The sequence below is a fragment of the Halalkalibacterium ligniniphilum genome, from assembly GCF_000334155.1.
GTDB classification, from domain to species: Bacteria; Bacillota; Bacilli; order Bacillales; family Bacillaceae_D; genus Halalkalibacterium; species Halalkalibacterium ligniniphilum.
Genome location: NZ_ANNK01000089.1, coordinates 1 through 14861, shown reverse-complemented (window position 1 = coordinate 14861; position 14861 = coordinate 1). Strand labels below are relative to the sequence as shown.

Sequence of the window (14861 nt, the reverse complement as noted above, 5' to 3'; positions counted from 1 at the left end):
TTTTTCTATGTTTCATTGAGTAATCGTGTTTAAATTATCGGATGACACAGCCACTTGCTTCACAGCATTGCTCATATCCTCTAATGTTTTTGTTAAATTTGTCATTTCATTCGAGATCGTAACATTCTTTGCTTTTAAATCGTTCATCGACAAAACAATCTGATTAAAAAATTCACTTGTTGCTGCAGATTCTTTCGAGCTTTCTTCAATGCCTTCTATGCCTTTTGCAATCGATGAATTAATCGAATTTGTATAGGAATTAATGTCATTAACAAGCTTTACAACTTCAGATACTGAGGACTTTGTATTTTCCGCAAGCTTACGAACTTCGTCTGCCACGATGGCAAATCCTCTTCCGTGCTCACCAGCTCTTGCAGCTTCAATGGCAGCATTAAGTGCCAATAAATTGGTTTGCTCTGCAATCGATGTAACAAGATCTGCAATTTGTTCAATTCTTTTTGATGTATTCGTAAGATTGCCCATTCCTGTTGCAATGGTTTCAATGGTTTCCTTTGTTCCTTTGACCAAGGAACCAAGATGACCAATCCGGTCTTTCCCCTCCATTGATTTCTTTTCAGTTGCCACTGCTATTTCAGATCCTACTTTTGTAAGACCTTCTACTTCATTGCATTTTACTAAGATATCTTCGATTGCAGCACTTGACTGTTCACTTATTGCCGCTAATTCCTCAGCACTTCTACTAATTTGTTCATTTATTTTTTGTTTTTCTCGCTCTGCCTCGTTACGAATTCGTTCATTTCCCGATTCATAGGCCTCTAAAACAATTTGTTGTTCTAGGTTTAAGATTTTCGTTAAAGCGAGCGTTAGTTCACGATATTCTTCGATTGTCGTTACATGTGGCTCTAAGATGGTCAAAAAAGATTTTAATAAATCTTGGAATGCACACATGTACCACTTTGGCTGCAAACCAATCTTCACATGGATTTCTGCAATACGAATTCGTTTATCTATGTATTTTTGATCAATATGACCTGAAAACATCTCATGTATATGTGTTTTCAATGTTCCTTTTAATCTCTCAACGGAACTATGATCAGAAATAATGGTTAGAAGAGATGCTTCATACTCTAAATTTTGGTAAAATGTTGTAACAATCTCATCTAGATAAGGTTCCAATTGCTGTTGACATGCATGCATAATAGATAAATCTTTTTCCGTTAAGTCGATCATCTTAATTTGCTTTTCAAGCTCTGATCCTTTTACTAGATCGGGCTGTATGTAGCCATTCTCATTCAAAGAGGAAAAAATCGACTGTTTCGTAGAACTGTTTCTTTTTTTGGAGCCTGCAAAAAGTTGCTTCACAAAATTACCTACTTTCTATAATTATTGATTGGCGATTTTTCTCCTAGACTATTTCTAATATTATACAAGATATAGGTAATCGGCAATAACAATTGGTGAAATTTGTAGGAAATTAGATTATTTCCATAGTGCTTGTTGTAGAAGATGCTTCAAAATACTTGTAAAAGAGGTGATTGGAATATGTTTGCAGAATTCATTAATCCAGAAGCCTATCTGAAAGGTGCTTATTTTTAACTCTTCATCACATTGCATCATTTTATCTATGATTTGGGTGTTAAAATATGAAGTAACATTGATGTCCGTTGTAAAATCCTTTGTTAGTTTAAATATAATAGCTATTTTGGTATTTATCGTTAATAAAATAAATGGATCAAACTATACATAAGGCTGATTCCATCGGGACACTTTTATTTTTTTATTAAGGGAATATAAACTAAATAAGAAGGACGCGGTAAAACGGGCAAAAGAGATTGCACAAAAGAAAGAAACGGGTGTCATTTTTTTTAAAAAAGACGATAGCGCCCAGAAGAAAATCAATTATCAAGAGGGTTCGGGCTCCTAATTTGAGCCACGACCCTTTTTCCTTACTCCTTCATCCCTTCAAGCCATTCTTTGTAGCATTCTTCGCAAAGTGGCTTGTCTACATGTTCTTGCTGAAGAAAAAAAGATGCGACAAACTGGTTCTTTTCTTCGATCCGCTCACTACAATAAAAGCACTGTACGTCCAATTCTCAGTCCCCCTTTTTTTAAAAGGCTTAATCATTACGATTGTCAAATGATAATGAGTTTATGCCATGTAAGATGAAAATGACCTTCCAAATAAAGGGTCAAACTTTAATGGAGAAAATGTTTTTTGAAAATTGTCCTGTACGTTTGATGCTACAAAAATCATCTCTTAAAGCAAACAAAACATTCGCATGAAATCGGTCAACCAATGTCATTTATGATAAAATTAAAAGATACATATTTGAAAAGGAGTTTTCCCTTTGAAACAACCAACCTTACTTCTAATAGATGGTTTTAACCTGTTAAGCCGCGGATATTTTGCCACAGCTTACGGAAAAGACGAAAGTCAATTGTCGAGAAATGAAGACGGACTATACACTAATGCTTTGCGTGTCTTTTTTCAAAAGCTTTTTCAATTGCTTCCCGCATACGATGTAACCCATGCTGCTATAGCTTGGGATGTAAAACGAGAAGATACGATTCGCCGTCAAGAATTCGAATTTTATAAGGCCACCCGTGGAGACTTACCAGAAGCGCTCATACAGCAATATGAAACAAGCACGGTTATTTTGGATAAACTTGGCATTCATCAGCTGATTGTACCACCTTATGAAGCAGATGATGCGATTGGTGCTCTTTCACGGAAATGGGGAGCCTCGACAGGCCGACCTTGCTTTATTTATAGCAATGATCGAGATTTGCTCCAGCTATTAGATAAGCAGACTACTCAAATTATCGCTGGAAAAAAAGGGGATCATGTATATGATTTAGTACAGTTCCAAGAGGAATACGGGATTACACCAAGTCAATGGGTCGATGTTAAAGCCCTTCTTGGTGACAAGAGTGACAACATTCCTGGTTGTCCTGGTGTTGGCGAAAAATCTGCCTTACCCCTTATTCAACAGTACGGTACGGTTGAAGCACTTTATGAGGAATTTGAGACATTGGATGCTAAATTTAATCGCTATCGAAAAAAACTCTTAGAAGGGAAAGAGACAACCTTCATTAGTAAAAAACTGGCTCAAATCATTTTTGATATCCCTGAAATCGCGCAACTTGAGCTGAACGATTTACAATTACCTTTCTCACAAGATGAGGCAATTGATTTACTTAGCCAATTTGGGCTTCGAATAAAATACGAACCCGTTCAGGAGCAATTAAAATTGCTATAAAATATAAAAAAGAAGCCGATTTGGCTTCTTTTTTACATTAATCATCTAGAGATACAACCTCTCCGTCGATTGTTTTAAATGTACGTTCGTATCTTTTGTGGTTAATCACTGTTCGGGAATAAGGGAACGCATCCTCTTCTCCTTTAATTGGATAATCTAAAAATTCAGCAACAACACTATTTGTATGAACCGCAAGCACTTTCATCTCGTACCCTTTATGAATAATGACTTCTTTTATTTGAGCAATATTTAATTGTTCCAAATGATCCTTCTCTTCTTGAGCCATGGGAACCTCCTAGACACTATCATCACTTTTTCTTTTTTCTTATTCCACTTTCTAAACTTGTAAAACTTTTTTATTTGATAATTTCATATATTATAAATGAATTGCTTATCACTGTAAAGAATGACGTCTGCAAAATAATAAGTTTATATAGATCATCTTTCCTTTTCTAAAATACGATCAATCTCAATAAGAGTATCAATTGAAAGTTTTCGGTCTATTGCTTTTACATTCGCTTCAATTTGCTCAGGTCGACTTGCTCCAACAAGAGCACTTGCTATATTTGGTTGGCGCAAAATCCATGCTAACGCAAGTTCAGAAAGCGACATATTTATCTCATTTGCAAGCTTTCCTAATTGTCCTATTTTCTCAAATGTGTCCTCACTCATATACCGACGCTTTGCCACTCGATTAATTTCATCATTTCCTAAGCGGCTGTTTTGAGGAATCTGTCCATTTTTATATTTTCCAGTAAGTAGACCTTGGGCTAACGGCGAAAAAACGACTTGAGCAATACCAAGCTTTTCACAAACAGGAATCACCTCTTCCTCAATCGAACGGCTTAAAAGATTATAGTGTGGCTGATTCACAACAATACGATCGAGTAAATATTTGTCAGCCACAGTGATTGCCTCTTGGATTTGAGCAGCTGTCCATTCACTTACGCCTGCATACAAAATTTTCCCTTGGCGTATTAAATCATCGATAGCTCGAAGCGTTTCTTCAACAGGTGTTTCTGGATCGTACCGATGACAATAAAAAATATCTACATAGTCCAATTCCATTCTTTTCAAGCTCCCATGAAGCTGTTCTATTACATGCTTACGAGACAATCCGCGATCATTAGGTCCTTCTCCCATTGGCCAAAAAGCTTTCGTCGTTATGATGTAGGAAGTTCGAGGAAACGATTTGAGCGCTTTTGCCATCACTCGCTCCCCCTCACCATGTTCATACACATTCGCCGAGTCAAAAAAATTTACCCCAAGCTCATAAGCACGGTGAATGATTTTTTCTGCGGTATTGTCAGCAACAGATTTCCCATACGTTAGCCAGCTTCCCAAACTAATTTCGCTCACCTTTAATCCTGAGCGGCCTAGTCTACGATAGTTCATATACATCCATCTCCTTTTTGTTGTTAAAAGGGCGGAGCTTCCTCACTATTAACGCTCACACCATTTGTTATTAAACGTTTTACAGATTTACAAAAACTATTTCCTTACTATGTAAAAAGAGTAAATCCTGTGAAAATGTTTGGACCAAAAAATACTTTCGGCAACATTCATTCATATTCCTTCAAGCACCGATATATTTTAAATGATTATCTAGGCTTTTTTCTTAACCTCATAAAAGTATTTCGTGGTACGATAAATCTGGACGTTGAAAAGGTGATGATGGTATATGCAAGCATCTGTAAAATTGCAAGAAAAAGGTGTTTCCAGCCAACAAACGATGTATCGGATATTGTTTATAATTGGCTTTGTCCACCTATTAAATGATTCAATCCAAGCCGTTGTTCCCGCTATGTTTCCAGTCTTGGAACAATCAATGGGTTTAAGCTTCACGCAGCTTGGTTTGATTGCTTTTGCTTTAAATGCAACTTCCTCTCTTATTCAACCACTTGTTGGCATCTATACTGATAAGAAACCGTCACCGTATGCTTTGCCCATTGGATTATGCTTTACGTTTTTTGGTGTATTAGGCATCGCATTTGCATCATCCTATCTGCTTGTGGTCGTTTCCGTTATTTTTATCGGACTGGGCTCCGCCACCTTTCATCCAGAAGGATCGAGGGTTGCCTACATGGCTGCTGGGAAGCGACGAGGATTTGCTCAATCGATTTATCAAGTGGGGGGAAATGCAGGTCAAGCGCTCGCTCCTCTAATTACAGCTCTTATTCTCGTCCCTTTTGGGCAGTTTGGAGCCATTTGGTTTACGATCGTTGCAGCTCTTGCTATCGGACTTCTTATCTATATCGCACGTTGGTATTCTGAACAGATACGTACCCATGTTCAAAAACAAGAAAAACCAAAACAACGTAAAAATCAAACGTCCACCCATCGTAAGACGATTGTCTTTGCCGTAACACTCTTGGTTTTCCTTGTTTTTGCCCGCTCGTGGTTTCAAGCTGGAATCACGAACTTTTATGCGTTTTATTTAATACAGCAATATTCAGCAACGATTCAACAAGCTCAAATCTATTTATTTTTATTTTTAGCAGCGGGTGCACTAGGTACCTTTTTTGGGGGCCCTCTTGCCGATCGCTTTGGTAAGCGAAACATGATCATGCTATCAATGCTTGGCTCTGCTCCACTCGCTTTATTATTACCTCATGTAGGAGCAACTCTCGCCTACCCTCTTGTTGCAATGGTCGGCTTTATTATTTTGTCTAGTTTTTCAGTTTCTGTTGTCTACGCACAAGAACTGGTTCCTGGAAAAATTGGGTTGGTTTCAGGGTTAATTATAGGGCTTGCATTTGGAATGGGTGCTGTTGGTTCCATTGCCTTAGGATTGCTTGCTGATTCAATTGGCATAACAAATACCATTCATTTTACGGTTGCTTTGCCGCTTATTGGATTGCTTACTTTCTTTTTACCAACTGATCAAAAGGTTGCTGAGATGAATGAACCTGAAACAGAATAATCCTTTCTTAAAAGCTCAGGATATTGGAAAACCTATTCACGATTTTTTTAAATGATTTGGAGGCTAGTAAATGAAACGAATACAACTAACAGAGGAATTAAGTTTTTCTCAAATGATCCATGGCTTATGGCGTTTAATGGATTGGAACCTAACAAAAGAAGAATTACTTTTCTTGATTGAACAAATCATGGATTTTGACATTACAACTTTTGACCATGCTGATATTTATGGGAGTTATCAGTGTGAAGAACGTTTTGGAGAGGCCATTTCATTAAAACCGTCTCTACGAGCAAAAATGGAAATCGTCACTAAATGTGACATCAAACTTGTTTCTAATCGTAGACCGGAGCATCGTTTAAAGCATTATGATACGAGCAAACAGCACATCATTCAATCGGTCGAACGGTCATTAAAGAATTTCCGTACAGATTATATAGATGTACTCCTCCTCCACCGACCTGATCCATTAATGGATCCGGCTGAAGTGGCAGAAGTCTTTTCACAATTAAAGCGAGAAGGAAAAGTTCGAGCATTTGGCGTTTCAAATTTTTTACCCTCACAAGTGGACATGCTTAGTGCTTATTTGCAAGAGCCTCTAGTCACAAATCAAATTGAACTATCGGTGATAGAGCTTAAACATTTTCATGATGGCACCATCGACAAATGCTTAGAAAAGCGAATGCCGCCAATGGCTTGGTCCCCTCTTACTGGAGGCCGGATTTTCAAAGAAGAATGCGAACAAGCAAAACGATTAAATAAGACCCTTGCAAAGATAGCAGAGGAACTAAACACTCGATCAATTGATTCAATCCTCTATGCGTGGTTATTGCATCATCCTGTAAGAGTGATGCCAATCATCGGTTCGGGTAAACTAGAACGTATTCAAAAAGCAGTTGAAGCAACAGAAATCTCTCTGACACGAGAGCAATGGTTTGAGATTTGGATCAGCTCACTTGGTCATGACGTATCATAATAAGGATTACATTAAGCCTGCCCTATTTTGTGACAGGCTTGCTTTAAATATAACAGGTGTTAAAAGCGATAATTTTTTATTTATGGATCTCCTTTATAAAAAACTTGCAATCCACACCATTTTTCGCTATGATTAATCCATACTAAACTTATATGAATTATAAACTTTAAGGCAGGTGTAGAAGATGACGACAGAGTCTGTAACATTTAAGGTAAGAGAGGACATTTTATCTGCAGTTATACACAAATCAAAACAGTATAACCATCCTGCTGCAATTATTGTATTTGTTCATGGATTTGTTGGTAGCAAAGTCGGTGAACATCGATTATTTGTAAAGGCGGCCCGCCGTTTGGCAGAAAAAGGATATACTGTCATGCGATTTGATTTTGTCGGGAGTGGCGAAAGCAGTGGAGATTATAAAGACGTAACCATTTCTAGGCTAATCGAAGAATTAAAAGGCGCGATTGAGTATATTTTATTAAAAGAAAACCAATCAGAATTAACTCTTATTGGTCATAGTCTTGGTGGTGCAATTTCAAGCCTAGTTGCTGGGAATGATCCAAGAGTGAAGCAACTTATTTTATGGTCGCCAGTGGCTAGACCGTACGAGGATATTACTCGAATTACTGGAAGCGAACGAGTAGAACAAGCAAAGAATTTTGGCACGACCGACTACCAAGGGTTCGGGATAAGCGATTTATTTTTTGAAGATTTAAAGAAGCATCAACCTTTACGTGCAATCACTACGTACAAAGGTGCTTTCGCGATTTTTCACGGAGAAAATGATAAAGAAGTGCCTCCATCGAACGCTTTTGATTATGCGGCAGCTTTTACTAAACACAACCCATCTTATCATGTACCTGTATCATTTATTAAACATGCTGGGCATACATTCTCCCACACCAAATGGGAAGAGGAACTTTTTGAAAAAACGGAACAATTGCTTTATTCCCATACTACCGTTCAAAGCAAATAAAAAAACACGTGCTCCGAAAGATTTTTTCAAAGGGCACGTGTTTTTTTATTTTACGCTGTTTTTATAGAGATGTATCTTAATCCACCGATTAGAAAGACAAGCATAAATAGACTAGTCAAAGTAATGAGAGTAACGAGTCCGACAAAAGACGTTTCTCCCTCTCCTACCACAGGTCATGTTAATTTCGAGTGTCAAGCCATAACAAATTAATTCAGGTGGTGGTTTTCCTTTTTCTACTATGTGTTAGACAGTTAATTTTATAAAAAGAAAGAGATCTCTTGGACAGAGATCCCGTTGGCTTTAAAAACTTAAAGAAGCACCAATGATGATAAGAAGGATGAAAAGCACCACGATTAGCAGGAAAACATTACTTCTTCCATAACCTGCGCCTGCTACTGGACCGTAGCCATAACCGTATCCTCCATAACCGACCCCGTATCCACAGTCGTATCCTCCGTATGAATAATCCATGTCTAACACCACCTTTTCTTATCAAGGCACATTACCAGACGTAAGCGGAACCTACAATAATTAGTAAAATAAACAACACGACGACGAGGGCAAAGCCACCGCCAAATTGCCCGACTCCATCCATCACGATTCACCTCCTCACCATCTACACTGATACCCTATGTTAAAAGCGCTAAATGTGATTGGGTGATTCGAATAAAGATTAAAATTTCAGCCCGAATATTTTTTACTCCTATATGGAGAATGTCACTCCCAAGAAAAGCTAAAGCACCTTGTTCACTCGCGACAAGCGCTGGAGACTCTGACTAGAAAATGTTTTTGCTTTCGTAGGAGGAGTTGAAGTGACCTCAGGTCGCTGTCACCTGGAGATAACATGCTTTTAAAAAGAAAAGTAGGTGCAACCCACTTCCTCTTATTTTATATTAAGCTCCTCTAACCTTTCCAAGACCTCCATTGCTGGAATCGCCAACCCTCTTGAGTCTTCACCTGAACCAATACCTGGAATCGTTCGAGCATATACCACTCCAACAACTTCTCCTTGATCATTAAGCACTGGGCTTCCGCTATGCCCACTATAAATTGGATTACTAATTTGGATCACATCATGTTCTTGCGTTTGTTCCAAAATGACTCCATCGTTCACAATTTGCGTTTGAGAAAGAGGATTACCGATTACATAAATCTTTTCATTTATATGCCCTGCAGTTTCACTCAATGGTAAAAAGGGAAGATCTTCTCCTTCAATTTTTAAGAAGGCTAAATCAATATCGGGATACGATTCAACTACTTCTCCTTCAAAAAGTTGACCATCTGGAAATGCAACAACAATCGAGAGCATGCGGTCGATTACATGATGATTGGTTACAATTAATCCATCTGGACGAATGGCAAACCCCGTCCCCCTTGACTGCTCACCTCGAATCGTCACAACAGCTTCACTCATTTCTTGAATATGTTCATGATCAGAAAATTCATTTGAGGCTTGCCATAAGCGATAGGTATCAAAATTAAAAAATGAAAGCAACAAACCAAACACGTTCAAAATAAGAAATCCAGCCACTGCAATGGCGACCATTCGCTTTATTCGTGCATGCTTTTTCTTTTTCGCAATTTCTTTTTCGTCTTCTTCCTCTTCAACCAAAAAGTCTTCTAAAGAAGGCTCATTATCTGTATGTAGCTCTTTCTGTTCATTCTTTTCCTTCTTGTCTTGCTGCTGCCACTCAGTCATGCTTCATTCGCTCCTAATTACATTAATTTCCCTTTACATGAGGATACCATATATCTACCCTTTTCTCAGTGATTTGAATTTATACTTTAAATTAAATATAGTACGTGAAATTATTTAAACGTTTTTATATAACTTATTTTATTAGTCCCATCAAGATGGAATTTATTGTTCATCTTAAAACGGCAGTAGGATGGGGAGGATAATAAATGGTCAAATGAAATTAAAGGAGACCATACTAACATGCAAATATTAAGGGGGATAATTATGGGTATTTTAAGCGGCGATCAGAAACAAGAACCGATGCACTATGGTGAGGTTTTTTCAACGTGGAGCTATCTTTCTGCTGCAAAATCAATGATTGCAGGCTATGAGACGTTTTATAACCACGCTGGTGATGTTGATCTTAGAAAGTTTTTAGAGAACTCGATAAATCAATCAAAACGGGAAATTGAAGAAATCGAGGTATTACTAAAAGAAAATGGCATTGGTTTGCCCCCTTCACCACCAGAGCGTCCGGAAGCCAATGTTGCATCAATTCCTGCAGGGGCTCGCTTTAACGACCCTGAAATAGCAATGGCTGCCAGTCGGGATATTGCAACTGGACTCGTAACATGCAGTCAAATTATCGGGCAATGTACTCGTGAAGACATTGCAACAATGTTTGGACAGTTTCATATCCAAAAGGCAGCACTAGGTGGAGCACTTTTGCGCATAAACAAAGAAAAGGGTTGGCTAGTACCACCACCTCTTCATATGAGCGTTCCCGAACTTTCCCATGCTTAACCATTTAAAAACCACACGCTTTTTACGTGTGGTTTTTAACATTGTTTACATTCGGTTTTGTTATTTCATGCCTAGATTAAGCAAAATACTCCTTTACTTGTTTGAACACATTTGCAGATTGCTTAATCTGTTCAAGTGGCACACTATAGGAAAGTCTAAAATGGCCTGATCGACCAAACCCTGTCCCTGGAACGAGCAATAAATGAAATTTCTCTGCTACAATTTTACAAAACTCCGTATCATCGTCAATTAAAGATTTCGGAAAAATAAAAAATCCGCCCTTCGGAAAAACAAAATCAAAGCCTGCTTCTTGTAAAACCTCTACCATCGCATCACGGCGCATTTTATACTCACGCTGTTCCTGTGTTAGCGTATCCAATTGACTAATCATCCGTTGAACGGTAACACCCGCATTACCAAACCCTAATGTGCGATTTGCAAAAATAAAAGCGGCCATATAGCTAGCAGCATGGGGAAGCTGTTCACTAATCGCTAAGTAACCTAAACGTTCGCCAGCAAGACCAAGATCTTTACTAAACGACGAAACATAAAATAGCTTATCAATAGCTGTAAAAGGATTTGGTACGTCGCCATCGTAAATTAACTGACTATAAGGATCGTCATAAAGAACATGAATGCTGGTCCCCAGCTCCTCTTCCTTCTGCCGAAGAAGCTGATTGAATGCAATTAAATCCTCTTGTGGAAGCAATTGTCCTGTTGGGTTATGGGGATTATTAACAATGATTGCCTTTGTTTTACTTGAGAGCTTTGTTTCAAGAAGCTCAAGATCGAAGCTAAAATCTTGCGCTAATGGACAGTAAACAGCCTCCCCATTCGCATTACCTACATAAAATTTATATTCAACGAAATACGGTGTAAAGATAACAACCTCATCACCTGGATTTATGATACTTTTTAAGGCAACATTTAACGCTCCTGCCGCTCCAGACGTCATTATTACCGTTTTTTCACTTACGCCCATATCACCATACCGATTGGTCAAATGCTGTGCCACTTTTTGTCTCGTTTCAACCAAGCCTTGATTAGGGATATAGCTGTGTCCGCCTTGTATCGGGTTGTTTGCATAATTTCGTAACGCCTCAAAATATTTTTCAGGTGGATCAATTATCGGGTTCCCTAATGAAAAGTCGTAGACATTCTCAGCCCCATATATCCCTTTTAAACGCTGCCCTTCTTCAAACATTTTACGAATCCATGAGCTTTGCGTTAAATTTTGTTCGATTTCCTTCGCGATCATGTTTACACCTCGATTTTATCTCTTTGTCACTAGTCATTATATCTCTTTAAAGGAAGCCTGTCATTGTAAATACCGACTCTAAGTATGATATTTGACGATACGAGCATTCACTCAATCCTCACATTGTATGTCCGCAATACGCATTTCATCTTTTCCAATTAAGAAAATGAGAAAACGATAGACTCTAAACTTGAGCTAATTTGTACCCATGCAGACTTCTTTATCAATATTATGACTCTGTATAATACATAAGGGCAATCGCTCCTGGACCTGTATGAGTACTAATAATCGGGGACGTTTCCGTGATAAAGATGCTCGTCTCCTTACAAAAGGACTGGATTGCATCCTTAAGCTTTGTCGCTAATCCTTCAGCTTCGATATGAGCAATCCCCACGCCTAGAATGTTTTTCTCTTTTGTTTCCTCGATAAATTTGATTTTTAAGAGCTCAATCATTTGCATATGGGTACGCACCTTCGCAACAGGGGTATACACACCATCTGCAAGTGAAGCGATCGGTTTAATCTTTAATAATGACCCGAGAAGAGCTCTCCCTCTACCAATCCTCCCACCTTTGGCTAAATACTCTAACGTATCAACCATGATGTAAAGCGAGGTGTTTTTCTGAATTTGTTCTAAATGCTGCACAATATCAGCTACCGTGGCCCCCTGCTCCGCCTGTTTCGCTGCTTCCACAACTTGAAACCCAAGAGCGATTGAAATAAATTTTGAGTTTACGACGGTTACATTGGCATCTGCCATCTTAGCCGCTGTTTGAGCGGCATTAAACGTACCGCTCATCCCTTCCGTTAAATGGATCGAAAGTACTTCTGTCTCCTCATCGCTGCTCAGTTCTTCATACTTCGCAACAAATGAACCAACAGATGGTTGCGAGCTCTTTGGAAGCTCCTCAGACGATACCAGTTTTTTTGCAAACTCTGCTTTTGTCAAATCGACACCGTCTATGTACGTTTGACCATCGATTGAAATGGACAAAGGAACGACGTGAATCTTGTATTTTTCAATCATTTCCGGTGTTAGATCAGCGGTTGAATCGGTTACAATTTTTATCTTTCTCATACATCTTTTCTCCTTATAGACAATGGCAGCAAAAAAATTATTCATCACGCACGCTTCGTAACATGCTGCCTTTGCTTGTTAAACAATTAAAGCAATCATACCATAATCTTTATCCACCCTCGTTTGATCGACACTGAATTGTCATAAGCTACGTTTATTTCCCTATCACAAAACGAATGTCCTCATACGTAATATGGTCTGGTAAATACTCTTTCAATGGTTTTAGTCGTTCTGAGCCAACCTTTTCAGCAGCGGCTTCGATTAATTTGCGCTTTTCTTCTTCTACGTACAACGCTAGATCGAGAGGATGTCCTTCTCTCTGTGCCTTGAGCAAATGATTTTGGACCGTTATTTCTGTTAATGCCCTTTCACCTGCAATTTCACCTACTGATTTTCCATCTTTAAAAAGCTTGGCGGAAAGGAGGTAGCTCTGTTGGTCCGTTCCAGTTGGTTTTCTAGCCTCTGTCCCTTGTGGAAGTGGTGCTGTAAGCGTCTTTTTCTTTTTATCTTTAAACGTTTGAAGCTCTTTTAAAAATAACGAACCGAATCGTTCAATCTTATGATACCCGACACCATGAATCATTAATAGCTCTGAAGTTGTCAAAGGGATTACTTCACTCATTTCCCTTAACGTTTTATCAGAAAACACAACATACGGTGGAACATTTGCTTGTTCAGCGATTTGCTTACGAAGATTGCGAAGAGTCGTAAAAATTTCATCATGCTCAATGGTTCGGACAGGTGCTTGTACTACTTTTCGATAAATTGACGCCTCACCTAGTAAACTGGGAACAGCTTTTTCTGTCAGAGCGAGTGTAGGATAAGCTCCTCCTGTAAGCTTCAAATATCCTTCCGCTAGAAGGAAGTCAATAAATTGCATCACCTGTTTTGCCGAGTGTTGCTTCATTAAGCCGTATGTACTAAGGCTGTCTAGCTTAAGCTGTTTTATTTTTTGATTTGAAGACCCTGTTAAAATTTGGGCAATAATTGTCTTCCCAAAACGCTCCCTTACCCTCTTTATACAGGAAAAGACCATTTGGGCATCTCTTGTAACATCCATTGCTTCTTGGTCATTTTCACAGCTAGAACAGCGGTTGCATGTGATTTCACGCTCATCGCCAAAATACTGAAGGATGTAGGATTGAAGGCATTGCTCTGTATGACAATAGGCAGCCATTTGTTGAAGCTTTTCATACTCTCCTTCTTTTCGTTCTTCTTCCATGTGCGATTGTTCAATTAAGAACGTTTGAACTCTAAGATCCTGAGGGGAATAATATAATATACAAACACTTGGCTCACCGTCCCTTCCAGCTCGCCCTGCTTCCTGATAGTAAGCCTCAATTGAACGAGGTAGCTGATAGTGAATCACATATCTCACATTTGATTTATTGATCCCCATTCCAAACGCATTGGTTGCTACCATTATAAAAATCGAGTCATTGATAAACGCGTTCTGATTTTCCGTTCGTTCCTGTTCACTCATTCCTCCATGATACTTTCCCACTGCAAATCCCTTCGCTCTCAATCGTTCATAAATGTGTTCTACCTCTTTACGAGTTGCCGCATAGATGATCCCAGACTCATCTACAAACGCACCGATATCATCCTCTAAAGCATGGAGCTTGTCGATCCCTTTTTTAATTGAGAAATGCAAATTTGTTCGCTCAAAGCCTGTGACAACAGCGTTTTTAGAATCAATGTTTAATCGTTCACATAGATCTTGCTGAACGTGTGGTGTTGCAGTAGCAGTTAACGCAAGCACAGTTGGGTTGGCTAAAAGCTCATCAAGCCAGGTTGAGATGTTTAAATAGCTCGGTCTGAAATCATGCCCCCATTGTGATAGGCAATGTGCCTCATCAATCGCAACAAATGAAATAGGAATGTTCTTTAACGTTTCATGAAAATCCGGTGAAAAAAGCCGCTCAGGAGCGATATAAACAAGGGTATACT

At 38.8% G+C, this 14861-nt stretch carries 16 protein-coding genes; 6 read left to right on the top strand and 10 right to left on the bottom strand.

Going from position 1 to position 14861, the window contains the following annotated elements; all coding sequences use genetic code 11:
• Positions 1-12 precede the first annotated feature (12 nt).
• Positions 13-1323 carry a globin-coupled sensor protein gene (locus tag BLT_RS0109830; protein WP_017727623.1) on the bottom strand — a complete coding sequence of 437 codons (1311 nt, stop codon included), beginning with the start codon at positions 1321-1323 and terminating at the stop codon, positions 13-15.
• A gap of 262 nt (positions 1324-1585) precedes the next feature.
• Here BLT_RS0109830 and BLT_RS25065 point away from each other — a divergent pair, with 262 nt between their 5' ends.
• The gene (locus BLT_RS25065; protein WP_449267250.1) at positions 1586-1708 is read left to right on the top strand and encodes a TMEM164 family acyltransferase; all 123 of its coding nucleotides are present in this window, start codon (positions 1586-1588) and stop codon (positions 1706-1708) included.
• Between the two features lie 199 nt (positions 1709-1907).
• Here the strand turns inward: BLT_RS25065 and BLT_RS24030 are convergent, their stop codons facing one another.
• Entirely contained in the window at positions 1908-2051 is a 144-nt protein-coding gene (locus tag BLT_RS24030) for a hypothetical protein (protein WP_017727622.1), read from the bottom strand.
• 258 nt (positions 2052-2309) lie between these two features.
• Between BLT_RS24030 and BLT_RS0109820 the strand changes: the two genes are divergently transcribed.
• Positions 2310-3221 (top strand): 5'-3' exonuclease, encoded by a 912-nt coding sequence (locus BLT_RS0109820; protein WP_017727621.1) that lies wholly within the window; start codon positions 2310-2312, stop codon positions 3219-3221.
• 37 nt (positions 3222-3258) lie between these two features.
• On the opposite strand, the gene BLT_RS0109815 is transcribed toward BLT_RS0109820, so the two are convergent.
• Both BLT_RS0109815 and BLT_RS0109810 read right to left on the bottom strand, forming a co-directional pair.
• On the bottom strand, positions 3259-3507 hold the full coding sequence (locus tag BLT_RS0109815; RefSeq protein ID WP_017727620.1) for a DUF2187 family protein: 249 nt from the start codon (positions 3505-3507) through the stop codon (positions 3259-3261).
• A gap of 152 nt (positions 3508-3659) precedes the next feature.
• The gene (locus BLT_RS0109810; protein WP_017727619.1) at positions 3660-4616 is read right to left on the bottom strand and encodes an aldo/keto reductase family protein; all 957 of its coding nucleotides are present in this window, start codon (positions 4614-4616) and stop codon (positions 3660-3662) included.
• Positions 4617-4902: 286 nt separating this feature from the next.
• On the opposite strand from BLT_RS0109810, the gene BLT_RS0109805 reads away from it, so the two are divergent.
• The 3 genes from BLT_RS0109805 (at position 4903) to BLT_RS21720 (ending at position 8093) form a co-directional block, all read left to right on the top strand.
• Positions 4903-6144 carry an MFS transporter gene (locus BLT_RS0109805; protein WP_017727618.1) on the top strand — a complete coding sequence of 414 codons (1242 nt, stop codon included), beginning with the start codon at positions 4903-4905 and terminating at the stop codon, positions 6142-6144.
• Positions 6145-6214: 70 nt separating this feature from the next.
• Entirely contained in the window at positions 6215-7117 is a 903-nt protein-coding gene (locus BLT_RS0109800; protein ID WP_017727617.1) for an aldo/keto reductase, read from the top strand.
• A gap of 184 nt (positions 7118-7301) precedes the next feature.
• Entirely contained in the window at positions 7302-8093 is a 792-nt protein-coding gene (locus BLT_RS21720; RefSeq protein WP_017727616.1) for an alpha/beta hydrolase, read from the top strand.
• Between the two features lie 300 nt (positions 8094-8393).
• On the opposite strand, the gene BLT_RS23080 is transcribed toward BLT_RS21720, so the two are convergent.
• The 3 genes from BLT_RS23080 to BLT_RS0109780 all read right to left on the bottom strand — a co-directional run bounded on the left by BLT_RS23080 (position 8394) and on the right by BLT_RS0109780 (position 9792).
• Complete coding sequence (locus tag BLT_RS23080) at positions 8394-8564, bottom strand: YjcZ family sporulation protein (RefSeq protein ID WP_017727615.1); 171 nt, start codon at positions 8562-8564, stop codon at positions 8394-8396.
• Positions 8565-8595: 31 nt separating this feature from the next.
• Positions 8596-8688 carry a YjcZ family sporulation protein gene (locus BLT_RS23075; protein WP_017727614.1) on the bottom strand — a complete coding sequence of 31 codons (93 nt, stop codon included), beginning with the start codon at positions 8686-8688 and terminating at the stop codon, positions 8596-8598.
• Positions 8689-8976: 288 nt separating this feature from the next.
• Positions 8977-9792 carry a S1C family serine protease gene (locus BLT_RS0109780; RefSeq protein WP_017727613.1) on the bottom strand — a complete coding sequence of 272 codons (816 nt, stop codon included), beginning with the start codon at positions 9790-9792 and terminating at the stop codon, positions 8977-8979.
• A 264-nt stretch (positions 9793-10056) separates the two neighbouring features.
• Between BLT_RS0109780 and BLT_RS0109775 the strand changes: the two genes are divergently transcribed.
• Positions 10057-10575: a DUF3231 family protein gene (locus BLT_RS0109775; protein ID WP_017727612.1), complete on the top strand. Its 519-nt coding sequence runs from the start codon at positions 10057-10059 to the stop codon at positions 10573-10575.
• Between the two features lie 76 nt (positions 10576-10651).
• On the opposite strand, the gene BLT_RS0109770 is transcribed toward BLT_RS0109775, so the two are convergent.
• The 3 genes from BLT_RS0109770 to BLT_RS0109760 form a co-directional block, all read right to left on the bottom strand.
• Positions 10652-11833, bottom strand: coding sequence for a pyridoxal phosphate-dependent aminotransferase (locus BLT_RS0109770; RefSeq protein WP_017727611.1), 1182 nt, complete (start codon positions 11831-11833; stop codon positions 10652-10654).
• Positions 11834-12062: 229 nt separating this feature from the next.
• Positions 12063-12911 (bottom strand): DegV family protein, encoded by an 849-nt coding sequence (locus BLT_RS0109765; RefSeq protein WP_017727610.1) that lies wholly within the window; start codon positions 12909-12911, stop codon positions 12063-12065.
• Between the two features lie 154 nt (positions 12912-13065).
• Positions 13066-14861: ATP-dependent DNA helicase RecQ (locus BLT_RS0109760; protein ID WP_017727609.1), on the bottom strand; the 1796-nt coding region annotated here is incomplete at its 5' end.